The 21,783-nt window shown below is 66.3% G+C and carries 25 protein-coding genes; all 25 read right to left on the bottom strand.

Features of this window, described 5'->3' with window-relative positions; translation table 11 throughout:
- Positions 1-69: 69 nt before the first annotated feature.
- Positions 70-672, bottom strand: coding sequence for an NADH-quinone oxidoreductase subunit J (locus DDT93_RS18725; protein WP_109467400.1), 603 nt, complete (start codon positions 670-672; stop codon positions 70-72).
- Positions 669-1,076, bottom strand: coding sequence for a carboxymuconolactone decarboxylase family protein (locus tag DDT93_RS18730; protein ID WP_109467401.1), 408 nt, complete (start codon positions 1,074-1,076; stop codon positions 669-671). The genes DDT93_RS18725 and DDT93_RS18730 overlap by 4 nt, the downstream gene beginning before the upstream one ends.
- A complete protein-coding gene (gene nuoI, locus DDT93_RS18735; protein ID WP_109467402.1) occupies positions 1,073-1,567 on the bottom strand; it encodes an NADH-quinone oxidoreductase subunit NuoI in 495 nt (164 codons plus the stop codon). The genes DDT93_RS18730 and nuoI overlap by 4 nt, the downstream gene beginning before the upstream one ends.
- A gap of 96 nt (positions 1,568-1,663) precedes the next feature.
- A complete protein-coding gene (gene nuoH, locus DDT93_RS18740; RefSeq protein ID WP_109467403.1) occupies positions 1,664-2,704 on the bottom strand; it encodes an NADH-quinone oxidoreductase subunit NuoH in 1,041 nt (346 codons plus the stop codon).
- 6 nt (positions 2,705-2,710) lie between these two features.
- Positions 2,711-3,097 carry a hypothetical protein gene (locus tag DDT93_RS18745; RefSeq protein ID WP_109467404.1) on the bottom strand — a complete coding sequence of 129 codons (387 nt, stop codon included), beginning with the start codon at positions 3,095-3,097 and terminating at the stop codon, positions 2,711-2,713.
- Positions 3,094-5,112 carry an NADH-quinone oxidoreductase subunit NuoG gene (gene nuoG / locus DDT93_RS18750; protein WP_109467405.1) on the bottom strand — a complete coding sequence of 673 codons (2,019 nt, stop codon included), beginning with the start codon at positions 5,110-5,112 and terminating at the stop codon, positions 3,094-3,096. Before nuoG ends, DDT93_RS18745 begins: the two co-directional genes overlap by 4 nt.
- A gap of 3 nt (positions 5,113-5,115) precedes the next feature.
- Positions 5,116-5,529, bottom strand: coding sequence for a DUF5333 domain-containing protein (locus DDT93_RS18755; RefSeq protein WP_109467406.1), 414 nt, complete (start codon positions 5,527-5,529; stop codon positions 5,116-5,118).
- Between the two features lie 98 nt (positions 5,530-5,627).
- Positions 5,628-5,984, bottom strand: a complete 357-nt coding sequence (locus tag DDT93_RS18760; RefSeq protein ID WP_232825504.1) for a hypothetical protein — start codon at positions 5,982-5,984, stop codon at positions 5,628-5,630.
- A gap of 2 nt (positions 5,985-5,986) precedes the next feature.
- Positions 5,987-6,382 carry a hypothetical protein gene (locus DDT93_RS18765; protein WP_109467407.1) on the bottom strand — a complete coding sequence of 132 codons (396 nt, stop codon included), beginning with the start codon at positions 6,380-6,382 and terminating at the stop codon, positions 5,987-5,989.
- Between the two features lie 3 nt (positions 6,383-6,385).
- On the bottom strand, positions 6,386-7,681 hold the full coding sequence (gene nuoF, locus DDT93_RS18770) for an NADH-quinone oxidoreductase subunit NuoF (RefSeq protein ID WP_109467408.1): 1,296 nt from the start codon (positions 7,679-7,681) through the stop codon (positions 6,386-6,388).
- A 4-nt stretch (positions 7,682-7,685) separates the two neighbouring features.
- Positions 7,686-7,907: a DUF5337 domain-containing protein gene (locus DDT93_RS18775; protein ID WP_109467409.1), complete on the bottom strand. Its 222-nt coding sequence runs from the start codon at positions 7,905-7,907 to the stop codon at positions 7,686-7,688.
- Positions 7,908-7,924: 17 nt separating this feature from the next.
- Positions 7,925-8,650: an endonuclease gene (locus DDT93_RS18780; RefSeq protein WP_109467410.1), complete on the bottom strand. Its 726-nt coding sequence runs from the start codon at positions 8,648-8,650 to the stop codon at positions 7,925-7,927.
- A gap of 33 nt (positions 8,651-8,683) precedes the next feature.
- Positions 8,684-9,868, bottom strand: coding sequence for an NADH-quinone oxidoreductase subunit E (locus tag DDT93_RS18785; protein WP_109467411.1), 1,185 nt, complete (start codon positions 9,866-9,868; stop codon positions 8,684-8,686).
- Between the two features lie 77 nt (positions 9,869-9,945).
- A complete protein-coding gene (locus DDT93_RS18790) occupies positions 9,946-11,160 on the bottom strand; it encodes an NADH-quinone oxidoreductase subunit D (protein WP_109467562.1) in 1,215 nt (404 codons plus the stop codon).
- Between the two features lie 17 nt (positions 11,161-11,177).
- Positions 11,178-12,137 carry a sulfotransferase gene (locus tag DDT93_RS18795; RefSeq protein WP_109467412.1) on the bottom strand — a complete coding sequence of 320 codons (960 nt, stop codon included), beginning with the start codon at positions 12,135-12,137 and terminating at the stop codon, positions 11,178-11,180.
- 23 nt (positions 12,138-12,160) lie between these two features.
- Positions 12,161-12,757: an NADH-quinone oxidoreductase subunit C gene (locus DDT93_RS18800; RefSeq protein ID WP_109467413.1), complete on the bottom strand. Its 597-nt coding sequence runs from the start codon at positions 12,755-12,757 to the stop codon at positions 12,161-12,163.
- Positions 12,754-13,287 (bottom strand): NuoB/complex I 20 kDa subunit family protein, encoded by a 534-nt coding sequence (locus DDT93_RS18805; protein ID WP_109467414.1) that lies wholly within the window; start codon positions 13,285-13,287, stop codon positions 12,754-12,756. The genes DDT93_RS18800 and DDT93_RS18805 overlap by 4 nt, the downstream gene beginning before the upstream one ends.
- Positions 13,278-13,643, bottom strand: coding sequence for an NADH-quinone oxidoreductase subunit A (locus DDT93_RS18810; RefSeq protein WP_109467415.1), 366 nt, complete (start codon positions 13,641-13,643; stop codon positions 13,278-13,280). Before DDT93_RS18810 ends, DDT93_RS18805 begins: the two co-directional genes overlap by 10 nt.
- 212 nt (positions 13,644-13,855) lie before the next feature.
- Positions 13,856-14,641: a crotonase/enoyl-CoA hydratase family protein gene (locus tag DDT93_RS18815; protein WP_109467416.1), complete on the bottom strand. Its 786-nt coding sequence runs from the start codon at positions 14,639-14,641 to the stop codon at positions 13,856-13,858.
- A gap of 8 nt (positions 14,642-14,649) precedes the next feature.
- Complete coding sequence (locus DDT93_RS18820) at positions 14,650-15,504, bottom strand: hydroxymethylglutaryl-CoA lyase (protein ID WP_109467417.1); 855 nt, start codon at positions 15,502-15,504, stop codon at positions 14,650-14,652.
- 64 nt (positions 15,505-15,568) lie between these two features.
- Positions 15,569-17,506: an acetyl/propionyl/methylcrotonyl-CoA carboxylase subunit alpha gene (locus DDT93_RS18825; protein ID WP_109467418.1), complete on the bottom strand. Its 1,938-nt coding sequence runs from the start codon at positions 17,504-17,506 to the stop codon at positions 15,569-15,571.
- A 100-nt stretch (positions 17,507-17,606) separates the two neighbouring features.
- Positions 17,607-18,032, bottom strand: a complete 426-nt coding sequence (locus DDT93_RS18830; protein ID WP_109467419.1) for a WapI family immunity protein — start codon at positions 18,030-18,032, stop codon at positions 17,607-17,609.
- 2 nt (positions 18,033-18,034) lie between these two features.
- Positions 18,035-19,639, bottom strand: coding sequence for a carboxyl transferase domain-containing protein (locus DDT93_RS18835; RefSeq protein ID WP_109467420.1), 1,605 nt, complete (start codon positions 19,637-19,639; stop codon positions 18,035-18,037).
- Between the two features lies 1 nt (position 19,640).
- On the bottom strand, positions 19,641-20,117 hold the full coding sequence (locus DDT93_RS18840) for a lysozyme inhibitor LprI family protein (RefSeq protein WP_109467421.1): 477 nt from the start codon (positions 20,115-20,117) through the stop codon (positions 19,641-19,643).
- Positions 20,114-21,643 carry an AMP-binding protein gene (locus tag DDT93_RS18845; RefSeq protein WP_109467422.1) on the bottom strand — a complete coding sequence of 510 codons (1,530 nt, stop codon included), beginning with the start codon at positions 21,641-21,643 and terminating at the stop codon, positions 20,114-20,116. Before DDT93_RS18845 ends, DDT93_RS18840 begins: the two co-directional genes overlap by 4 nt.
- Positions 21,644-21,783: the final 140 nt, after the last annotated feature.

The following is a 21,783-nucleotide window of genomic DNA, read 5'->3' on the forward strand; positions in this document are numbered from 1 at the left end:
ACCCGAATGGGTCCCTCTCCGCACAGGACAGCATGGGCAACGATGCCATATCTATGACGATCTGGCTCTTCAAAGCCCCTGCCCCGGTTTCACGTCGCGCAGTTCCATCGCCTTGGCCGGGTCGCGCATCATCTGGGCGACCGGGCTCTGGCGCTTGATGTCCGTCCGGTGGCGCAGCGTCAGGACGATGGCCCCGATCATCGCGACCAGCAGGATCAGGCCGGCAAGCTGGAACAGCAGGAAGTACTGGTCATAGAGGATCAGGCCGAGGGCCTCGGTGTTGTGACGGTCGGTCGGGATCACCTGCGTCCGCAGGGTCTCGGCTGCCGCGTTGCTCTGCCATGCGCCGTAGGCCATGACGAACTGCATCAGGATGACGAGACCGATCAGGATCGCCAGTGGCATGTACTTGGCCATCTCCGCCTTCAATTCGGCAAAGTCGACGTCGAGCATCATGACCACGAAGAGGAACAGCACCATCACGGCGCCCACGTAGACGATGACCAGCAGCATCGCGACGAACTCGGCCCCGAGCAGAACGAAGAGCCCCGCCGAAGAGATGAAGGCCAGGATCAGCCAGAGCACCGAGTGCACCGGCTGGCGGCTCACCACGGTGAAGAACCCGCCTGCGATCGCGCCGATCGCAAAGAGATAGAAGGCAAATACGCTCATGTCTCATCCTCTTCTTGCGCGTCCAGAACCTCCTGCGCGAGGTTCAGCGCGCGGGTCATCGCAGGGATCCCCGCAAAGACCGACATCTGTCCGATCGTTTCCACGATCTCTTGTTTTCTCGCGCCCGCCTCGATCAGGTGGCGCACCGTCTGGCGCACCGCCGTATCCGACTGGGCGCCCTGCATCGTCAGTCCCGCCAGCGTCAGCAGCAGCCGGGTCTTGGCGTCGAGCCCGTCCTTGTTGACGGTATTGCCGAACCAGAACTCCATCGCTTCCTTGGGCATCGTCGGCCAGAGCGCTTCGAACCCCTTGGGCGAGAATGTCTCGAGCGCCGGGTTCAGGGCCTTCGCCATGTCCCGCGCCTGCGCCATCATCGTTTCGAAGGGGTTGCGAATGTCGTTCATCGGTACGGCGCGTCCAGCTCCAGGTTGCGGGCGATCTCGGCTTCCCAGCGCTCCCCGTTCGAGAGCAGCTTTTCCTTGTCGTAGAACAGCTCTTCACGGGTTTCGGTGGCGAATTCGAAGTTCGGGCCTTCGACGATGGCATCCACCGGGCAGGCTTCCTGGCAGAAGCCGCAGTAGATGCACTTGGTCATGTCGATGTCGTAGCGCGTGGTGCGGCGGCTGCCGTCCTCGCGCGGTTCGGCGTCGATGGTGATGGCCTGTGCCGGGCAGATCGCCTCGCAGAGCTTGCAGGCAATGCAGCGCTCTTCCCCGTTGGGATAGCGGCGCAGGGCGTGCTCGCCCCGGAAACGCGGGCTCAGCGGGCCCTTCTCGTGCGGGTAGTTGATCGTCGCCTTGGGCTTGACGAGGTACTTGAGCCCCAGCCCGAGCCCTTTGAACATGTCCGCCAGCAGGAAGTACTTGGCGGCTCTGGTGTAGTCGATCTGTGTCATCTCGATTGCTCCCTTCGCTGCCTGTCGGTCAGGCCCTGGGCCGGTTGAGTTTCGGTGCGACCCGGCGCGCCGGTGCGGTTCGTGTCAGCGTCATCCTCAGCCCCCGATCATCCAGCGGGTCCAGAACCCGCCAAGAATTTCGAACTTGGCCGCGAAGCTCACGAAGACCACCCAGACGAGACTGAAGGGCAGGAAGACCTTCCAGCCAAGGCGCATCAGCTGGTCGTAGCGGTAGCGCGGGACGACGGCCTTCACCATGGCGAAGAGGAAGAAGACCGCGATGATCTTGAGCGCCATCCAGAGGAACCCGTCCGGCAGGCCCGGGATGGGCGAGAGCCAGCCGCCGAAGAACAGCAGCGAGACAAGCGCGCACATCAGAACGATGGCCACGTATTCGCCGATCATGAACAGCAGGAACGGGGTCGAACTGTATTCGACCTGATAGCCGGCGACGAGTTCGGATTCCGCTTCGGGAAGGTCGAACGGCGGGCGGTTGGTCTCGGCGAGCGCCGAGATGAAGAACAGGAAGACCATCGGGAAGTGCGGCAGCCAGTACCAGTTCAGCAGGCCATAGGCCCCGTCCTGCGCCTTGACGATATCTCCGAAGTTCATCGAACCGGTCGAGATGATCACGCCGATGATGATGAGGCCGATGGAGACCTCGTAGGAGATCATCTGCGCGGCAGAGCGCAGCGAGCCGAGGAACGGGTACTTCGAGTTGGACGCCCAGCCGCCCATGATGATGCCGTAAACCTCGAGCGAGGACACCGCGAAGATGTAGAGCACCGCCACGTTCACGTCCGACAGGATCCAGCCATCGTTGAACGGGATCACCGCCCAGGCGATCATCGACAGGACGAACGCGATGACCGGTGCCATCAGGAACACGAAGCGGTCGGACCCGGCGGGGATGACGACTTCCTTGGTGATGTACTTCAGGAAGTCGGCAAAACTCTGCATCAGGCCGAAGACGCCGACGACGTTCGGGCCGCGCCGCAGCTGGACCGCGGCCCAGACCTTGCGGTCCGCGTAGAGCAGGAAGGCCAGCGCCACCAGCAGCGGAATCACGATCAGCAGGATCTGACCGAGAATCAGCAGTGCGATACCTAAGGGGTTGGAAGTAAAGAAGTCAGCCATAAGTCCTCACACCGTGGGTATCCCGTTTTCAGCGCAATTGGCCACGACGACTTCGGCGTCGATGGTCTCCAATCCGCGAGGCAGGGTCGGCGAGATGGTGTAAACAGCATCCGCCGTCCACGCGCCACCCTTTTCGTCAATATTTGTGCGTAGATGACGCGCAAATCCGTAGCCCCGGATCAGCGCGTATTGTGCCGCCGCGCAGTCCGCATAAGCGGCCACGTCATCGGCCGTCCGGGCCCCCTGCATGGTCACCGAGAACTGCACCAGGTCGCCGTCCAGCAGGCTGGTCTCCACGCCGTCGTACTGTGGCGCGAAGCGGGCGACATCCGGTGCGGGCGCGGTGCCGCAGGCTGCCAGAACCAGGGGCGATATGATCGCCATCTGTTTCATTCGGCGGCGATCTTCTGCGTGCGTGCCTTGGCGTTCGCCGAGAGCTCGGCCATCAGGGCCGAGGCCCGTGCGATGGGGTTGCTCAGGTAGAAGTCGCTTACCGCGTTGCGGAAGGTCGCGGTGCCAAGCTTGCCCGCTTCCAGCGCGACGGGTTCGTTCTCTGCCACCACGTCGATGTCGGCGAGGTGCGGAACCGCGCTGACCAGCGCCATGCGGAGCTGTGCGATGCTGTCGTAGGGCAGCGCGGTGCCCAGCTCGCCGGAGAGCGCGCGCAGGATCGCCCAGTTTTCCTTGGCCTGCCCCGGCGCGAAGCCGGCGCGCATGGACATCTGCGGGCGCCCCTCGGTGTTCACGAAGAGCCCGGATTCCTCGGTATAGGCCGCGCCCGGCAGGATCAGGTCCGCGCGGTGCGCGCCCCGGTCGCCATGGCTGCCCTGGTAGATCACGAAGGGACCCTCGGCGATCTCGACCTCGTCAGCGCCCAGGTTGTAAATCACATCGGCCTGCGAGACGGTTTCCATGCCGCCCTCGGTCACCGCGCCGATGTCCATCGCGCCGACGCGCGAGGCGGCGGTGTGCAGGACCAGCAGCTTGGCGTCGCGGGCGGCGGCGATTTCCATCGCCATGGCCAGCACGGCGAGACCGTCGGCCTCGCGAATGGCGCCCTGCCCCACGATCACGATGCCCTGCGTGTCATCCGCCGGGGCGTCCTTGGCCAGCTTCAGGTGATCGGCCAGCGCGGCACGATCGGTGCCGAAGTGGTGGTAGGTGTAGGTCAGTTCGGCTGCCTCGCCGATCACACCAACCTCGGCCCCACGGGTCCAGGCCTTGCGGATGCGGGCATTGAGCACCGGCGCCTCGATGGCGGGGTTGGTGCCGATCAGAAGAATGCCACCGGCAGTGTCGATATCCTCGATCGCGGCGGTACCCACATAGGCCGAACGGTTACCGGCGGGCAGCTTGGCCCCGTCGGTGCGGCATTCGACGACGCCGCCAAGCCCTTCGACCAGCTGTTTCAGGGCGAAAGCGGCCTCGACCGGGGCGAGGTCGCCCACGATACCGGCAACCTTGCCCGCGCCTTTCAGCGCCTCGGCAGCCTTGCCGAGGGCCTCGCCCCAGGTCGCTTTGCGCAGCTTGCCGTTCTCGCGGATGTAGGGAACGTCGAGCCGCTGGCGGCGCAGGCCGTCCCAGACAAAGCGCGTCTTGTCCGAGATCCACTCCTCGTTCACGCCGTCATGGTTGCGCGGCAGGATGCGCATGACTTCGCGGCCCTTGGCATCGACGCGGATGTTGGACCCAAGCGCGTCCATCACGTCGATCGACTCGGTCTTGGACAGTTCCCACGGACGGGCGGTGAAGGCATAGGGCTTGGACACCAGTGCGCCCACCGGGCACAGGTCGATGATGTTGCCCTGCAGGTTCGAGTCGAGCGTCTGGTTCAGGTACGAGGTAATCTCGGCATCTTCGCCCCGGCCCGTCTGGCCCATCTGGGTGATGCCGGCAACCTCGGTCGTGAAGCGGACGCAGCGGGTGCAGGAGATGCAACGCGTCATGTGGGTTTCGACCAGCGGCCCGAGGTTCAGGTCCTCGGTGGCGCGCTTGGGCTCGCGGTAGCGCGAGAAGTCGACACCGTAGGCCATCGCCTGGTCCTGCAGGTCGCATTCGCCGCCCTGGTCGCAGATCGGGCAGTCCAGCGGATGGTTGATCAGGAGGAACTCCATCACCCCCTCGCGGGCCTTCTTGACCATGGGCGAGTTCGTCTTGACCACCGGCGGCTGGCCTTCCGGCCCCGGACGCAGGTCCTTGACCTGCATGGCGCAGGAGGCGGCGGGCTTCGGCGGGCCGCCGACAACCTCGACCAGGCACATCCGGCAGTTGCCCGCGATCGACAGACGCTCGTGGTAGCAGAAGCGCGGCACCTCGACCCCGGCCTGTTCGCAGGCCTGGATCAGGGTCATCGCCCCTTCCACTTCGATCTCGTTGCCGTCGATGACGATTTTACGGAGGTCAGACATGATCTAATTCGCCCTCAGCAGCGCGCCGATGGCGCTGTTTTTCTGTATTTCACTGCGGCCAAATGCGCAGAATGTTTCCGGTTGCCCATAGCGCACGCCGTTCTGGGAGAGGAAGGCCTCGCCCTTGGCACGCATACGGGCCTTTTCCGCATCGGATTCGATGTAGGCCCGGATCTCCGCATCGGAGTAGCCGAGCGCATTGGCGCGGGACTTGAGCCGCTGGAGCACGCCTATGGCGCGCATCAGACGGGCGCTGATGCTGTCGCAGTGATCGCGGATCTCGTCCGCGATGGCGACGGCGAACAACCCGTTCTCGATCTCGGGCACGTCCCGCAGCGCCGGCCGGGCGGCGGCGGGAGTCGCAAGGGTCAGCGCGCCGGTGGCGGCGGCCAGCAGGGTGGTAACCAGTTTATTCATATCAAGACACTCCTTCCAGGAGCGCAGATCTGGCCATGCCGCCGACCTGTCATGCAATAGCAGGCCCGCGCCGGTGGCGGGGATATGCCAAGACAGGGTCACGGATTGCATTCCCCGCTCAGGGTCAGGTCGTCCTTGTTGATCGGCAGCTGCTGCGGCGGAGTATCGGGCCCGACCGTCCACTTGATGCGCGAGGTGCCGAAGTTGGTCACGCAATAGCGCGTGCCCTCGTAGTCGCCTGCCTCCAGCGCACCGGTGAGCGAGCGCGAGACATTCGGCACCGTCACGGTGAACCGCGACCAGTCGTCGTCGATCCGCTTGGACTTGGTCCGGAAGTTGATCCCGTCGAACAGGATACGGTTTTCCTTGTCCTGGAAGGTGCTGCACCCGCCCAGGGCGGTCAGGGCAACGGCAAGCCCGGCGACCAGCGCCGTCGATCTGATATGCATGGTCATGCTCATCCCCTCCTAACCACAAGTACGCTGCGCGGCGTCTGCCGCGCGGTTTCGTCATCGAGCACCGCGCAGGGGTCGAGGTTCCAGTAGTCCGCGCTGCCATACCGGGCTGCCAGCGACCGGCGCTGCAGATCGGTTTCGAGATCGGTGGCGCCCTGCACCTGGATCAGGGTCTGGCGCCCCTGCCTGATGCGTTCCTGCGTCATCGCCGTGGCGAGTTCCTCGTCATAGCGATACCGCGCGCAGTTCACCGCGAGTTCGCGCACGACGTTGCGGTCCGCATAATGCTGCGGCCCGTCCATCGAGATCATCGCGGCGGCGCGCGGGTCGTCCATGCGCGGGGTTGCCACGCAGGCGGCCAGCAGCGCCGCGAGGGGTATGAAGGCGAGAATCCGCAAGGCTTACTCCGCCGCCACCGCGCTGACGCGGCCGGTGCGCTTGGCCTTGATGCGGTCCTCGATCTCGTCGCGGAAGTGACGGATCAGGCCCTGGATCGGCCATGCCGCCGCGTCGCCGAGCGCGCAGATGGTGTGGCCTTCAACCTGCTTGGTCACGTCGAGCAGCATGTCGATCTCCTCGACCTCCGCCTCGCCGGTGACCAGACGGTCCATCACGCGCATCATCCAGCCGGTGCCTTCACGGCAAGGTGTGCACTGGCCGCAGCTCTCGTGCTTGAAGAAGGCCGAGAGGCGCCACACGGCCTTGATGACGTCGACGGAGTTGTCCATCACGATCATGCAGCCGGTTCCGAACGAAGACTGGTTCTGGCGCATCCAGTCGAAGTCGAAGATCGCGTCTTCCAGCTTGTCCTTGGGCAGCACCGGGCAGGACGCGCCGCCGGGGATGATGGCCTTGAGGTTGTCCCAGCCGCCACGGATGCCGCCGCCGTGCTTTTCGATGATCTCGCGGACCGAGAGGCTCATCTCTTCTTCAAAGACGCAGGGCGTGTTCACGTGGCCGGTCAGCGCCATCAGCTTGGTGCCCGCGTTGTTCGGACGGCCGAAGGACGAGAACCACTCGGGGCCACGGCGCAGGATGGTCGGGCAGACGGCGATGGATTCGACGTTGTTCACCGTGGTCGGGCAGCCGTAGAGGCCCGCGCCCGCCGGAAACGGCGGCTTCATCCGGGGCATTCCCTTGCGGCCTTCGAGGCTTTCCAGCAGCGCGGTTTCCTCGCCGCAGATATAGGCCCCGGCCCCGTGGTGCAGGTAGAGGTCGAAATCCCAGCCCGACTTGGCGGCGTTCTTGCCCAGCAGGCCGGCGTCATAGCATTCGTCGATGGCGGCCTGCAGCGCCTCTTTCTCGCGGATGTATTCGCCGCGGATGTAGATGTAGGCCGCGTGCGCGCCCATCGCGAAGGAGGCGATCAGGCAGCCTTCGATCAGCGTGTGCGGATCGTGGCGCATGATCTCGCGGTCCTTGCAGGTCGCGGGTTCGGATTCGTCGGCGTTGACGACAAGGTAATGCGGACGCCCGTCGCTTTCCTTGGGCATGAAGGACCACTTGAGGCCGGTGGGGAAGCCCGCGCCGCCACGACCGCGCAGGCCGCTGTCCTTCATCTGCTGGATGATCCAGTCCCGGCCCTTCTGGATGATACCGGCGGTCCCGTCCCAATGGCCGCGCGCCTGGGCGCCTTTCAGCGTCCGGTCGTGCATCCCGTAGAGGTTGGTAAAGATCCGGTCCTGGTCTTTCAGCATCTGCCTAACCCTTGTCGTTCTGGCGGTCGCGCCAGATGTTGATCGTCTGCCACAGCGCAAAGCCGAACCCGGCCAGCGCGATCAGGTCGAACAGGGCGAGGGTCCGGTCGGACCAGCCCAGGTAGGACCCGGCTGCATTCGCGGCGAGCCAGAGAAGACCCATCCCGGCAATCAGCAGCGCCACCCGCTGCCGTGCCCTGTTGGACTTGTCCCTGTTCGCGCCCATTTCTGTCTGCGGTCCCCTCACGGTTTCGTCCGCTTGGAAAACTCGGTCTCGCCGCCACTGGCGAGGATCTTCGCCTGGGCCACCCAGTCGTCACGGCTGACCCGGCCCTTGAAGCCAACGAGGTTCTCGTCTGCCCAGGCCACGTCGGCCTCGCTCCAGGCTGCGATCTGGTCGAAGTGATAGACCCCGACCCCGTTCAGCACGCCTTCGAGCTTGGGACCGACGCCCTTGATCTTCTTGAGGTTGTCCGCCTTGCCGCCGCGTGCGGCGTCGACGGCACCGGGTGCCCTGCCCTCGGCTGCGGCTGCGGCCGGCACGGCTGCCCCGCCCTCGTACTTCCAGCTGCCCTTGCGCTCGGCGAGTTCGGCCTGTCCCGGCAGCGCGGTCGTCGCCTTCACCACCGCAGCGGCGGGCGTCTCCACGTCACTCTGCACAGTCGCAGGCTCGGCCTTTGCCTCCGGCTCAACCTTTGCCTCCGGCGCGGGCTTGGCCTCGACCATGGGCTGTGATTCAACCGGGGCCGCGACGGGCGCGGCCGGGGCGCGTGTCACCACCGGCGCCTCGCGGCACCAGAAGTAAAGCAGCGCTTCGCCCACGGCCACGAAGGCCAGGATGCCGATGAACAGCGACATCAGGAACCCGACGCCGAACAGCATCAGCAGCAGCGCAAGAACCACCGCCACCGCCAGGCCGATAAGCCAGCAGCGTTTGGCGCAGTCTTCCTGTTCCGTTGCCGTCGTCATGCGTGTTCCGTGCCCCCTTGCCGTTCAGTGAGTTCAGTCTTCGTAGATACCTTCGTCCTTGGCCCGCTTGGAGAATTCGGTCTCCCCGCCCGTGGCCAGAAGCTTGGCCTGCTCGACCCAGCCATCGCGGCTGACACGGCCCTTGAAGCCGACGAGGTTCTGGTCGGCCCAGGCGACTTCCGCCGGGGTCCAGGCCGCGATCTGGTCGAAGTGATAGACGCCGATGTCGTGCAGTACGCCTTCGAGCTTGGGACCGACGCCCTTGATCATCTTGAGGTCATCCGCCTTGCCCGCGCGCGGCGCGTTCAGCAGTTCGGGCTTTTCACCCGCTTCCGGCTCGTCCGCCGATACGGGCTTGGCGGCCGAGGTTGCCTTGGCCTCCTGCACCGTCACACCGGTCTCGTCCGCGGGCTTGGCCTTGGAGGGCTTCGCCTCGTTGGCACCGGCCTTGGGCGCGGTCGGGGCGATGGTGGCCTCCACCACGGCCGACTCGCCGTGCGGGCGGCCGCCCTGATCGGTCCAGGGCGCGACCAGCGGAACCTCGGTCCCGTCGATGCGCTTGACCGTCTCGCCGACGTCCACGGCGCGCTGCACCGAGGCGTTGTACTGGGTCCGCCCGCTGTCGTACTCGGTCAGCGAGGTCAGACCGCTGAGCGGTTCGGACGAATAGCGGCCGTTCTGCGGGCCCGGCACCGGTACCTTGCCGGAGGAGAGTTCGTCGATGATCTCGGACAGGCGCGCGCCGGTCAGGTCCTCGTAGTAGTCCTTGCCGATCTGGGCCATCGGCGCGTTGGCGCAGGCCCCGAGGCATTCGACCTCTTCCCACGAGAACTTGCCGTCAGCCGAGACCTGATGCGGTTTGGGAGCGATCTTGGACTTGCAGACCTCGATCAGGTCGCCCGAGCCGCAGATCATGCAGGTCGTGGTGCCGCAGATCTGGATGTTCGCAATGCTGCCAACCGGTTGTAGCTGGAACATGAAGTAGAAGGTGGCGACCTCGAGGGCGCGGATATAGGCCATGCCCAGCATCTCGGCCACGGCCTCGATGGCGGGCTGGCTCAGCCAGCCTTCCTGCTCCTGCGCCCGCCACAGCAGCGGGATGATCGCCGAGGCTTCACGCCCGGCGGGGTACTTCGAGATCTGCTTTTCCGCCCAGGCCATGTTGGCCGGGGTGAAGGCAAAGCTTTCGGGCTGTTCGTGGTGGAGACGGCGGAGCATCTAGATCGTCTTTCTATTCGGGGCGCCGGTGCCCGTGGCACCGGCGGTAGCATCAGTCCTGTCCGGCGCGCCGCCGGTCAACGGTCGACCTCGCCGAACACGATGTCGAGGGTCCCGATGATGGCCGCGACATCGGCCAGCTGGTGGCCCTTGGCGACGTGGTCCATCGCCTGCAGGTGCAGGTAACCGGGAGCCCGGATCTTGGCGCGGTAGGGCTTGTTCGATCCGTCGGCCACGAGGTAGACGCCGAATTCGCCCTTGGGCGCCTCGACGGCGGCATAGACCTCGCCCGCCGGGACGTGGAAACCCTCGGTGTAGAGCTTGAAGTGATGGATCAGGGATTCCATCGAGGTCTTCATGTCAGACCGTTTCGGCGGTGTGGTCTTGCCGCGGGCCAGCACGTCGCCGGTGGCTTCGCGCAGTTTCACGATCGCCTGGCGGATGATCGAGGTCGACTGGCGCATCTCTTCCATGCGGACGAGGTAGCGGTCGTAGCAGTCGCCGTTCTTGCCCACCGGGATCTGGAAGTCGAACTCGTCGTAGCACTCATAGGGCTGCGCGCGCCGCAGGTCCCAGGCTAGGCCGGACCCGCGCACCATGACGCCGGAGAAGCCCCATTCCTGGATTTCCTTCTCGCTCACGATGCCGATGTCGACGTTGCGCTGCTTGAAGATGCGGTTCTCGGTCAGCAGGCCGTCGATGTCGTCCAGCTTCTGCGGGAAGCGGATCGCCCACTCCTCGATATCGTCGAGCAGTTCGTCAGGCAGATCCTGATGAACGCCACCGGGCCGGAAGTAGGCCGCGTGCAGACGCGCGCCGCAGGCGCGTTCATAGAAGATCATCAGGTCTTCGCGTTCCTCGAAGCCCCAGAGCGGCGGCGTCAGCGCCCCCACGTCCATGGCCTGCGTGGTCACGTTCAGCAGGTGGTTCAACACGCGGCCGATCTCGGAGTAGAGCACCCGGATCAGCTGGGCGCGACGCGGAACCTCCAGCTTGAGCAGCTTCTCGATGGCGAGGCACCAGGCATGTTCCTGGTTCATCGGCGCCACGTAGTCGAGGCGGTCGAAGTAAGGCAGGTTCTGCAGGTAGGTCCGGCTTTCCATCAGCTTCTCGGTGCCACGGTGCAGCAGGCCGATGTGCGGGTCGCAACGCTCGACGATCTCGCCGTCCAGTTCCAGCACGAGGCGAAGAACGCCGTGCGCCGCAGGGTGTTGCGGACCGAAGTTGATGTTGAAGTTGCGGATCTTCTGCTCGCCTGTCAGGGCGTCTTCGAAACCTTTGGAGCCGTCCATCATGCTCTCCAATCCGTTCATGTTCTTGTGGGCGCGGAAACGCGCCATTTGTCGGGCAGACGCCCACCGAAACGCCTCTGGGCCCACTCGTAGGTCGGCTCCAGCTGGCGTCGCGCCATCTCAACCAGTGCCGGCGGTGGCACCTGCTTCGTCTCGGACACGTTCACCGCTTTCGAGAGCGTTTCGGCTTCGAGTGTCTCGAACCCGAGGAAAACCCTGAGCCGCTCCATCTCTTCCGGAGAGCGGATCGACTCGTGGAACAGGTAGAGGACCTGCTCCGGCGGAATCGCCTCTTCCAGTTGCTGGGCCGTCAGCTCGTACCGGCTGCGCGAATAGCCGATGTCCGACGGCTTTTCCACGATTTTCCGAAACTCGTCCTGCACCCTGCCCTCTTCGAGGTTGGCTGCGGAGTTGCGGGCATAATGCTTGGCCATCGACCAGATGCGCTCGACCGGCTCGCGCATGATCAGGACCACGCGCAGCTTGTCCCCGAAGAACCGGTACATGTCGCGGAACGACTCCTGCGTCAGCAGCGCGTAGTTGGGCGAGAAGTCCATCGCCACGCCGTACTGGCGCGAAGGGTCGGGCAGCAGAACGCTGATGTAGTCGTCGAGCGAGGGGGCCGTCCGCATCTTTTCGCGGTAGCGGCGATAGCTGTCGCTCTTCCAGAACCGGTACATCCCTTTCGGGCCGCCCGACAGCATGGCCGAGACGTAATCGCGCACGACGGTCAGTTCGCTCACCTGCTTGACGCGGGTCATCGGGGTGACCCGCCCGTGAAAGATGGCGTCTTCCCACCAGTACTCGATTTCCTTGAACCGGGACCGGGCCGCGTCGGGCCGGCTCTCCAGCAGCTGGTGCAGCCATGTCGTGGACGCCTTCTGCGCACCGATGCAGACCACCACCGTCTCCACGTTGGAGAGCCGGTGATCGGCTTCACCCGCGACGGGTGCGGCTGATGTGCGAACTGCGTCCATAGCTGCCTAAGCCACCCGTCCCTTCAGGACCGCTCGTCACCCGGCAGGATGTACTCGGCACCCTCCCACGGCGACATGAAATCGAACTGCCGGTATTCCTGCACCAGGCTCACCGGTTCATAGACCACGCGCTTCTCGGCCTCGTCGTAACGGACCTCGGTATAGCCGGTGGTCGGGAAGTCCTTGCGCAGCGGATGCCCCCGGAACCCGTAGTCGGTCAGGATTCGGCGCAGGTCCGGGTGACCCGAGAACAGGATCCCGAACATGTCGTAGGTCTCGCGCTCGAACCAGTTGGCCGAGGGGTGGATCTCGATGATCGAGGGAACGATCTCGTCCTCGCGGATCGACACCCGCAGGCGGATGCGCTGGTTCTGGTACATCGACAGGAAGTGATAGACGACATCGAAGCGCTTGGCGCGTTCGGGGTAGTCCACCGCGGTGATGTCGACCAGCGACGAGAACCGGCAGCTCGAGTCGGCGGTCAGGAACTCGACGAAACCGACGATGTTCGCGGGCGTCACGTCGATATTCAGCTCGCCGTGGCTCACGTCCCACGACAGGACGCAATCGGGCCGCTTCAGCTCGATATGGGTCCCGAGTTCATTCAGCGCTTCGCTCATCGTGTGATAGTCCCCGTGCGGCGGATCTTCCGTTGCAGCTGCATCAGGCCGTAGAGCAGCGCTTCTGCGGTCGGGGGGCAGCCGGGCACGTAGATGTCGACCGGCACGATCCGGTCACAGCCGCGCACAACGGAATAGGAATAGTGATAGTAGCCGCCGCCGTTGGCGCAGGAGCCCATCGAGATCACGTAACGCGGCTCGGGCATCTGGTCGTAGACCTTGCGCAGCGCCGGGGCCATCTTGTTGGTCAGCGTGCCGGCGACGATCATCACGTCAGACTGGCGCGGAGAGGCGCGCGGGGCGATGCCGAAACGCTCGGCGTCGTAGCGGGGCATGGAGGTGTGCATCATCTCGACCGCGCAGCAGGCGAGGCCGAAGGTCATCCAGTGCAGCGAGCCGGTGCGCGCCCAGTTGATCAGGTCCTCGGTCGAGGTCAGCAGGAAACCCTTGTCCTGCAGTTCCTTGTTCAGGGCCTGGGTGGCGACTTCCTTGTCGGCGCCGGCACTGTTTACTGCGGTGCTCACTCCCATTCGAGAGCCCCCTTCTTCCATTCATAGGCAAAGCCGATGGTCAGCACGGCGAGGAACACCATCATCGACCAGAAGCCGACCATGCTCACGTCCTTGAAGGCCACGGCCCAGGGGAACAGGAAGGCGATCTCGAGATCGAAGATGATGAAGAGGATCGACACGAGGTAGAATCGGACGTCGAACTTCATCCGCGCATCGTCGAAGGCGTTGAACCCGCATTCGTAGGCCGAAACCTTCTCGGGGTCCGGATTACGCACCGCGATGACCACTGCCGCAACGATCAGGATAACGCCCAACGCGATTGCAACGGCCAAAAACACCAGAATTGGGAGGTATTCCCGCAACATCTCTTCCACGAGTGGCTCCTTTTGCTGCGCAGGCCCCCGCGACGCGTGATCGGTGGGGCGCGCCGTCAAGTGGCGTGTTGACTTGTTCCTCTCTCTAGCCCCGTCGAAAGGGAGGGTCAACGGGGCCGGACAACAGGTTTCGCCGCGGAATCCCCGCAGAATGAGATTGTGTTCAAAGTATTAACAGATGCTGACCGCCCGAGCCGCCCGGCCGGGGCGACTCACTCCTGGATCCAGGGGGCCTTGCGCTTGTCGAAGAAAGCGGCAACGCCCGCCTTCGCCTCCTCGGTCTCCCACTGGGTGACGAGGGCGCGAATGGTCCGGTCGATCACCGCGTCGTCGATGACGGTGCCCATGTCGCGGGCCAGCCGCTTGGAGGCGGCCACCGCGCTCGGCGCGCAGGCAAGGTAGGGCTTCACCTCGGCCTCGATGGCTTCTGCCAGCGCCTCGGCCGGGACCGCCTGCGCCAGCAGGCCAAGCGTTACCGCCTCTGCCGCGCCGAACAGGCGGGCCGACATGAAGACGCGCCGCGCCATCGCCTCGCCCATGCGGGCCAGGCAGTAGGGGCTGATGGTGGCCGGGATCAGGCCAAGACGGGTCTCGGTAAAGCCGAGCTTCAGCGTTTCGACCCCGATGGCCACGTCGCAGATGCTGATCAGGCCCAGCCCGCCGCCAAAGGCATTGCCCTGGATCGCGCCGATCACCGGCTGCGGCAGGGTGTTCATGGCAAAGAGCATCTCGGCCAGCTTGCGCGCCTCGGCATAGCGGGTCTCGGGGTCGGCCGCCATCTGGGCCTGCATCCACTTGAGATCTCCTCCGGCGCAGAAGGAGGCCCCTGCCCCGGTCAGGATGACCACGCGCACCGTCCGGTCCGCCGCGATACGAGCCGCGGCCTCGGTCAGTTCGGCGATCATCTGCGCCGACATCGCGTTGTGCTTGTCGGCGCGGTTCAGAGTCAGGGTGGCGACGCCACGGGCGTCGGTTTCAACCGTAATCGTTTCGTACATGCCTTGCCTCACGCCGTCCGCATGGCGCGGGCCATCGCCGCCGCCTCGTTCACCACGTCGAGGTCCAGCCCCGTCTTGTACCCCAGCCGCTCGAGATGCGCGGCTACGGCCTCGGTGGCCACGTTGCCCGCCGCACCCGGCGCATAGGGGCAGCCGCCCAGCCCGCCGACAGCCGAGTCGAAGACCCGGACCCCGAGGGCGAGCGCGGCGTCGATATTGTCGATGGCGCGCCCGGAGGTGTCGTGGAAATGACCGGCAAGCCGGCCGGCTGGCACCACGTCGCGCACTGCCAGCAGCATCCGGGCGACCTTGTCCGGGGTCGCCTGCCCCAGCGTGTCGCCCAGAGAGATCTCGTAGCAGCCGAGCGCGAAGAGCCGGTCGGCGACAGCGGCCACCTGTGCCGGGGCCACCGCACCGTCATAGGGGCAGTCGGTCACGCAGGAGACATAGCCCCGGACCGGCAGGTCGATATGGCGCGCGGCCTCGAGGATCGGCTCGAACCGTTCGATCGATTCCGCGATGGAGGCGTTGATGTTGGCACGGCTGAACCCCTCGCTCGCCGAGGCGAATACCGCGATCTCGTCGGCCCCCGCCGCCAGCGCATCCTCGTAGCCGCGCATGTTCGGGGTCAGCGCCGCGTAGCGGACGCCGTCTGCCTTCTTGATCCCGGCCAGCACCTCGGCGCTGCCCGCCATCTGCGGCACCCACTTGGGGCTGACGAAGCTTGCGCATTCGATCCGCGAGAACCCCGCGCGGCTCAGGCAATCCACCAGCGCGACCTTTTCCGAGACCGGGATCTCGCGCTTTTCGTTCTGCAGGCCGTCGCGCGGCCCCACCTCGAAGATCTCAACCGAACCCAGCATGACGTCCTCCCTGCTTCTGCCCTTCATAAAGACTCAAAGGAACCCGATTGACCACAGGTATCGCTCAGGTCTCCTCCGCCTCGAGACGCACCAGCGCGGCCCCGGCCTCGACCTGAGACCCGGCGCTCACCAGCACCTCGGCAACGACCCCGTCGCGCTCGGCCAGAAGCGCGTGTTCCATCTTCATCGCTTCGAGAACGGCCAGCCGGTCGCCCTCGGACACGCTCTGGCCCACGGTGGCGTGCACCGACTTGACCAGACCCGGCATCGGCGCCTCGATCAGGTTTCCATCGCCGCTGCGGCCCGCCGCGCGCTCCAGCGGGTTCACGAGGGTGAATTCCAGCCCGTAGTCGTCGAAGACGGTGACATGGTTCCCGGCCCGGGCGGTCGCGGGCATCGGCTCTCCGTCGATCCGCCACTGTCTCCCGGCGCGCTCGGCCACAAGGGTGCGCTCCGCCACTTCCCAGCGCTGACGGTTCTCCTCCTCGGCCATCAGCACCGCGTTCACCGTCTCGTCCTGCCAGTTCAGCGTGATGGTCCGGCGCAGCGGCGCCCAAAGGGAGAAGCCTGCGCTCTCGGCAGGTTCGGCCACCCCGGCCCCGGCCATCGCCGCCGCCACGAGGTGCAGCGGGCGCGGTGCAGGCGGAACCACCAGTTGGTCGAGATCGCGCGCGATCAGCCCGGTATCGACATCGCCCCGCGCGAAGCCCTCGTGCCCGGCCAGCGCGCCCAGAAAGGCAAGGTTGGTGACGGTGCCGCCCACCCGGGTCTCGGCCAGCGCCCGAGCCAGCCGTTTCAGCGCCACAGCGCGCGTGGGCCCATGCACGATGACCTTGGCGATCATCGGGTCGTACCACGGGCTGATGGTGTCACCGGCGCGCACACCGCTGTCCGCGCGAACGCCCTCGGGAAAGGTCAGATGCGTCAGCCGACCTGTCGCGGGCAGGAAGCCCTTCGGTACGTCCTCGGCATAGAGGCGGGCCTCGAAGGCATGGCCGGTGATGGCAAGTTGTTCCTGCGTCTTCGGCAGCGCCTCCCCCGCCGCGACCCGGAGCTGCCATTCCACGAGGTCAACGCCGGTGATCGCCTCGCTCACCGGGTGTTCCACCTGCAGACGGGTGTTCATCTCCATGAACCAGAAGCGGTCGGGGCGGAGCCCCTCGGAGGCATCGACGATGAATTCGATGGTGCCCGCACCGCGATAGCCGATGGCCTCGGCCGCGCGCACTGCCGCCTCGCCCATCGCTGCGCGCATCTCGGCGGTCATGCCGGGCGCCGGGGCTTCCTCGATCACTTTCTGGTGCCGGCGCTGCAGCGAGCAGTCACGCTCGAAGAGGTGCACGGCCCGCTCGCCGTCGCCGAACACCTGAAGCTCGATATGGCGCGGCTTGCTCACGTACTTCTCGATCAGGACCGCCGGGTTGCCAAAGGCCGTCCGGGCCTCGCCCTGCGCCGAAACCAGCGCATCGGCAAAATCTCCGGCCCGCTCGACCAGACGCATGCCCTTGCCGCCGCCGCCCGCCACCGCCTTGATCAGAACCGGATAGCCGATCTCCCCGGCCTGCCGCGCAAGGAACTCCGGGTCCTGGTTTTCGCCGTGATAGCCCGGAACCACCGGCACCCCGGCCTTTTCCATCAGCGCCTTGGCGGCGTCCTTCAGGCCCATGGCGCGGATCGCCCGGGCCGAAGGGCCGATGAAGGTGAGCCCCGCCGCCTCGACTGCGGCGACGAAATCGGGGTTCTCGGAGAGGAAGCCGTAGCCCGGGTGGATCGCCTGCGCCCCCGTTGCCCGCGCTGCCGCGACGATCACATCGCCGCGCAGGTAGCTCTCGGAGGGTGCGGCGCCGCCGATATGCACCGCCCGGTCCGCCATCTGGACGTGCTTTGCCCCGGCATCGGCGTCGGAATAGACGGCGACCGTGCGCACGCCCATGGCCCGCGCCGTCTCGATGACACGGCAGGCGATCTCACCGCGGTTGGCGATCAGGATGGTATCGAACATGGGTCTGTCCTTTGTGTCTGGTGCCGGACCGGGGGGCCGCCTGCCCCCCGGAGCCCCCCGGGAGTATTTTCGAAGAAAAGATGAACAGGGAGGTCCAAGATCACACCTCCCCGCCATCGCGCTCGGGAAAGAGCGCTATTATCTCGTCCAGCTGGTTCCGTAGCGCGAGGACGTCGGTGGGCGATAGATCGGTCGAGCGCTGATGCTCGCGGTCCGCGAGATCGCGGATGCTGAGTTGTGCGCTGTAGCTACCTGACCCCGCGCGAGACATCACCACGTAGATGTGGGGCTCCATGGAATCGAGCGAGGCCGTGTCCGCAAGGCCCGCAAGCAGGACCGAGAGCCGGTCGCGGAACTGCCGGAGGTCGGTGGTCAGCAGGCAGGGCCATTGATAGGAGAGCGGCTCTGCACCGCCGGACAGCGTGACCGAGATGTTCAGCCAGTTTCGATCGAAGTAGTCGCTCCCGTCCGGGAACTCGTACTTTCGGGCCCGCAGGGTCAGATCGCCGATCCGCGCAAGGGACATGGCTACATCCGGAACACGCCGAAGCGTGTCTCTTCGATGGGAGCGTTCAGCGCGGCGCTGAGCGAGAGGGCCAGAACGTCGCGCGTCTTTCTCGGGTCGATGATGCCGTCGTCCCAGAGCCGGGCGGAGGCGTAGAGCGGGTGCGACTGCTCGGCGAACATCTCGAGCGTGGGGCGCTTGAACTCGGCCTCCTCCTCGGCGGACCAGCTGCCGCCCGCGCGCTCGATGCCCTCGCGCCGCACGGTGGCGAGCACGCCCGCCGCCTGTTCGCCGCCCATCACCGAGATGCGCGAATTGGGCCAGGTCCAGAGGAAGCGCGGCGCGTAGGCGCGGCCGCACATGCCGTAGTTGCCCGCGCCATAGGACCCGCCGACCAGCATGGTGATCTTCGGCACACGGGTGGTGGCGACGGCGGTGACCATCTTGGCGCCATGCCGGGCGATGCCCTCGGATTCGTATTTCCGCCCGACCATGAAGCCGGTGATGTTCTGCAGAAAGACCAGCGGGATGTTGCGCTGGCTGCAGAGCTCGACGAAATGGGCGCCCTTCTGGGCGGATTCCGAGAACAGCACGCCGTTGTTGGCGACGATCCCGACCGGGCAGCCCTTTACATGGGCAAAGCCGCAGACCAGCGTCTCGCCGAAGCGGGCCTTGAACTCGTCAAAGCGCGAGCCGTCGACCACGCGGGCGATGACTTCGCGGATGTCGTAGGGCGTGCGCAGGTCTGCCGGAACCACGCCGAGGATCTCTGCCGGGTCATAGGCAGGCTCCTCGGGCGCGGCCCAGTTCACCGTCGCGGGTTTCGAGCGGTTCAGCCCGGCGACCGCGCGGCGGGCCAGTGCGAGGGCATGGCTGTCGTCCTCGGCAAGGTAATCGGCCACGCCCGAAAGGCGCGTGTGGACGTCGCCGCCACCGAGGTCCTCGGCGCTGACCACCTCGCCTGTCGCGGCCTTTACCAGCGGCGGACCGGCGAGGAAGATGGTGCCCTGCTCCTTCACGATGATGGTCACGTCGGACATGGCGGGCACATAGGCCCCCCCGGCGGTGCAGGAGCCCATGACCACGGCGATCTGAGGAATGCCCTTGGCGCTCATGTTCGCCTGATTGAAGAAGATGCGCCCGAAGTGGTCGCGGTCGGGGAACACCTCGTCCTGGTTGGGGAGGTTCGCGCCGCCCGAGTCCACGAGGTAGACGCAGGGCAGATGGTTGGCCTCGGCGATCTCCTGCGCGCGCAGGTGCTTCTTGACCGTCATCGGGTAGTAGGTGCCGCCCTTCACGGTGGCGTCGTTGCAGACCACCATGACCTCCTGCCCCTCGACCCGACCGATCCCCGCGATGACCCCGGCGCAGGGGGCGGCGTCATCGTACATGCCGTGTGCCGCCGTCGCGCCGATCTCGAGGAAGGGCGTGCCCGGGTCGAGCAGGTTGGCCACCCGCTCGCGCGGGAGCATCTTGCCGCGCGACACGTGGCGGTCGCGGGACTTCTGCCCGCCGCCTGAAGCCGCATGGTCGGCAGCGGAGCGGATGTCCTCCAGCGCGGCCAGGTGGGCCGAGATATTGGTCTGGAAGTCCTCGGACGAGGGGATGGCCCGGGATTGCAGTTTCATTTCAGTTTCCCTTCATGTCGCGAAGTTCGATGGCCCGCTGTGCCGTCATGGTCATGAGGCAGTTGGCGGCGACGATCACGCGCATCGATCCATCCTGCCAGCGTGCATAGGCGAGGCCGCATTCGGCGTCTCGGTAGGCGATCCAGGCCCGCTGGGCATCGCGCAGGGCGTTGCCGATCCCGCCCGCAGGGTCCTGCGCCGAAAACTGCGACTGGCGCGCCTGGTACTCCCGGTTCAGCAGGCTGTCCCAGACCGCCGTTTCGGCCTGGAGGCACAGCGATATTCCAAGGGTCGAAGCGTTCGTCTGCTGGCACGCGTTAGATGCCGCGCCGAGGCAGGCCGGGGCGACGTCTCCGGGGCCTGCGTAGGCAAAACAGGACTGGACCGTCGCCTCGTTCACCCGGACGTCCTGCGCCCGCAGGCTGGTGGCGCCTACGCCTGCGATCAGCAACAGAGCTGCCAGCGCCAAGCGTCTCATCCGATGTCCTCCTGCGCCGCCAGCGCCTTCAACTCGCGCCGGATCACCTTGCCCGTCACTGTCATCGGCAGGGCCTCAAGAAAGGCGATTTCGCGCGGGTAGGAATAGCCCGCGAGCCTCTCCTTGACCCAGACCTGCAGCGCGGCGGCGTCTCTCTTGGCCCCCGGCTTCAGCACCACATAGGCCTTGACGATCTCGGTTCTCAGCGGATCGGGCTTGCCGACGACGCCGACGGTCGCCACGTCGGGGTGGGTGAGCAGGCAGTCCTCGATCTCGGCGGGGCCGATGCGGTAGCCCGCCGAGGTGATGACGTCATCCTCGCGACCCACGAAGCGAAGGTAGTCGCCCTCCCAGACCCCACGGTCGCCCATCACCAGCCAGTCGCTGCGGAACTTCTCGGCGGTCGCGTCGGGACGGTTCCAGTATGCCAGCAGCATCGAAGCGGACCCGCGGTGCACCGCGATATCGCCCTCCGCGCGCGTCGGGTTGCCCGCGGCGTCGATCACCTCGACCCGGTGGCCCGGCACGGGGCGCCCGATGCAGCCGGGCCGCGCCGGGAAGTCGGCCCCGCAGGAGGAGGCGACCATGTTGCATTCGGTCTGGCCGTAGAACTCGTTGATGGCGAGGCCAAAGGCGCGCCGCCCCCAGTCCAGCATCTCGGCCCCGAGCGGCTCTCCCCCGCTTGCGACCGAGCGCAGGCCGGGCAGCGCCATGTCGGCAGCCTTGAGCATCCGCAGCGCGGTGGGCGGGAAGAAGACATTCTTCACTCCGCCCTCCTGGATAATCGCGGCGCAGCCCTCGGGGGTGAATTTCTCCATTCGTGCGGCGACCACCGGCACGCCCAGCGCCAGCCCCGGCATGGCAATGTCGAAGAGCCCGCCGATCCACGCCCAGTCCGCCGGAGTCCACAGGCAGTCGCCGGGCTGGCCGAGGTGATCGTGGCTGACGGAAACGCCCGGCAGGTGACCGGTCAGCAGCCGGTGCCCGTGCAGCGCGCCCTTGGGGCTGCCGGTGGTGCCGCTGGTGTAGATGATGATCGCCGGATCGTCCGGACCGGTGTCTGCAAAGGGCACCCGCGCGCCCTCGCGCCCGGCCTCGGCCGCCAGCAGGGGCCGCGCCAGATCGCCCAGCAGCGCCGCGCCCTCCGCGTCGGTCAATACCAGCGCCGTCCCGGCGTCGGTGACCCGGCTCTGCAGCGCGTCGCGCTTGAACAGCTTGAAGAGCGGCACCGAGATCGCCCCGATCTTCCAGATCGCGAGATGGGCCGCCACGCACCAGGGCGACTGGCTCAGCAACACGCCGACACGGTCGCCCGGGCGCACCTCCTCCAGCAGCCGCCGCGCCAGCCCGTCGACCATCTGCGACAGTGCGCCAAAGGTCACATCACGCCGCGCTCCCCCGGTGAGGTCGATCACCGCGAGGGCCTCCGCCGGATGATCCAGCGCCTGCCGCGCCATGTTCAGCTGCGCAGGGATGGCCCAACCGCCATCGGGGCCAAGACCGGGAATGCCCCGGGGCGCGCTCATGCCCAGCCCTCCGGCCAGCGCATGGCGGCCATGCGAGAAACGCCTGCATTCCCAAGGGGTAACAGGGCGCTCACTTGATCTGGATCAGGGTGCGCAGGCCCCGCCGGGCGCAAAAGGGGCGCGTAACCAGAAGACAAAGG

It is taken from the genome of Albibacillus kandeliae (assembly GCF_003116585.1).
GTDB classification, from domain to species: Bacteria; Pseudomonadota; Alphaproteobacteria; order Rhodobacterales; family Rhodobacteraceae; genus Albibacillus; species Albibacillus kandeliae.

Bases quoted from the DNA above. Each gene is read 5' to 3' on its own strand.
- DDT93_RS18755 (WP_109467406.1), bottom strand. From the start codon at position 5,529: ATGAATAAACTGGTTACCACCCTGCTGGCCGCCGCCACCGGCGCGCTG.
- nuoH (WP_109467403.1), bottom strand. From the start codon at position 2,704: ATGGCTGACTTCTTTACTTCCAACCCCTTAGGTATCGCACTGCTGATT.
- DDT93_RS18805 (WP_109467414.1), bottom strand. From the start codon at position 13,287: ATGGGAGTGAGCACCGCAGTAAACAGTGCCGGCGCCGACAAGGAAGTC.
- DDT93_RS18830 (WP_109467419.1), bottom strand. From the start codon at position 18,032: ATGTCCCTTGCGCGGATCGGCGATCTGACCCTGCGGGCCCGAAAGTAC.
- nuoF (WP_109467408.1), bottom strand. From the start codon at position 7,681: ATGCTGAAAGACCAGGACCGGATCTTTACCAACCTCTACGGGATGCAC.
- DDT93_RS18725 (WP_109467400.1), bottom strand. From the start codon at position 672: ATGAGCGTATTTGCCTTCTATCTCTTTGCGATCGGCGCGATCGCAGGC.
- DDT93_RS18815 (WP_109467416.1), bottom strand. From the start codon at position 14,641: ATGTACGAAACGATTACGGTTGAAACCGACGCCCGTGGCGTCGCCACC.
- DDT93_RS18785 (WP_109467411.1), bottom strand. From the start codon at position 9,868: ATGCTCCGCCGTCTCCACCACGAACAGCCCGAAAGCTTTGCCTTCACC.
- DDT93_RS18775 (WP_109467409.1), bottom strand. From the start codon at position 7,907: ATGGGCGCGAACAGGGACAAGTCCAACAGGGCACGGCAGCGGGTGGCG.
- DDT93_RS18800 (WP_109467413.1), bottom strand. From the start codon at position 12,757: ATGAGCGAAGCGCTGAATGAACTCGGGACCCATATCGAGCTGAAGCGG.
- nuoI (WP_109467402.1), bottom strand. From the start codon at position 1,567: ATGACACAGATCGACTACACCAGAGCCGCCAAGTACTTCCTGCTGGCG.
- DDT93_RS18825 (WP_109467418.1), bottom strand. From the start codon at position 17,506: ATGTTCGATACCATCCTGATCGCCAACCGCGGTGAGATCGCCTGCCGT.
- DDT93_RS18820 (WP_109467417.1), bottom strand. From the start codon at position 15,504: ATGCTGGGTTCGGTTGAGATCTTCGAGGTGGGGCCGCGCGACGGCCTG.
- DDT93_RS18745 (WP_109467404.1), bottom strand. From the start codon at position 3,097: ATGAAACAGATGGCGATCATATCGCCCCTGGTTCTGGCAGCCTGCGGC.
- DDT93_RS18795 (WP_109467412.1), bottom strand. From the start codon at position 12,137: ATGGACGCAGTTCGCACATCAGCCGCACCCGTCGCGGGTGAAGCCGAT.
- nuoG (WP_109467405.1), bottom strand. From the start codon at position 5,112: ATGTCTGACCTCCGTAAAATCGTCATCGACGGCAACGAGATCGAAGTG.
- DDT93_RS18760 (WP_232825504.1), bottom strand. From the start codon at position 5,984: ATGACCATGCATATCAGATCGACGGCGCTGGTCGCCGGGCTTGCCGTT.
- DDT93_RS18840 (WP_109467421.1), bottom strand. From the start codon at position 20,117: ATGAGACGCTTGGCGCTGGCAGCTCTGTTGCTGATCGCAGGCGTAGGC.
- DDT93_RS18730 (WP_109467401.1), bottom strand. From the start codon at position 1,076: ATGAACGACATTCGCAACCCCTTCGAAACGATGATGGCGCAGGCGCGG.
- DDT93_RS18790 (WP_109467562.1), bottom strand. From the start codon at position 11,160: ATGGACGGCTCCAAAGGTTTCGAAGACGCCCTGACAGGCGAGCAGAAG.
- DDT93_RS18835 (WP_109467420.1), bottom strand. From the start codon at position 19,639: ATGAAACTGCAATCCCGGGCCATCCCCTCGTCCGAGGACTTCCAGACC.
- DDT93_RS18845 (WP_109467422.1), bottom strand. From the start codon at position 21,643: ATGAGCGCGCCCCGGGGCATTCCCGGTCTTGGCCCCGATGGCGGTTGG.
- DDT93_RS18780 (WP_109467410.1), bottom strand. From the start codon at position 8,650: ATGACGACGGCAACGGAACAGGAAGACTGCGCCAAACGCTGCTGGCTT.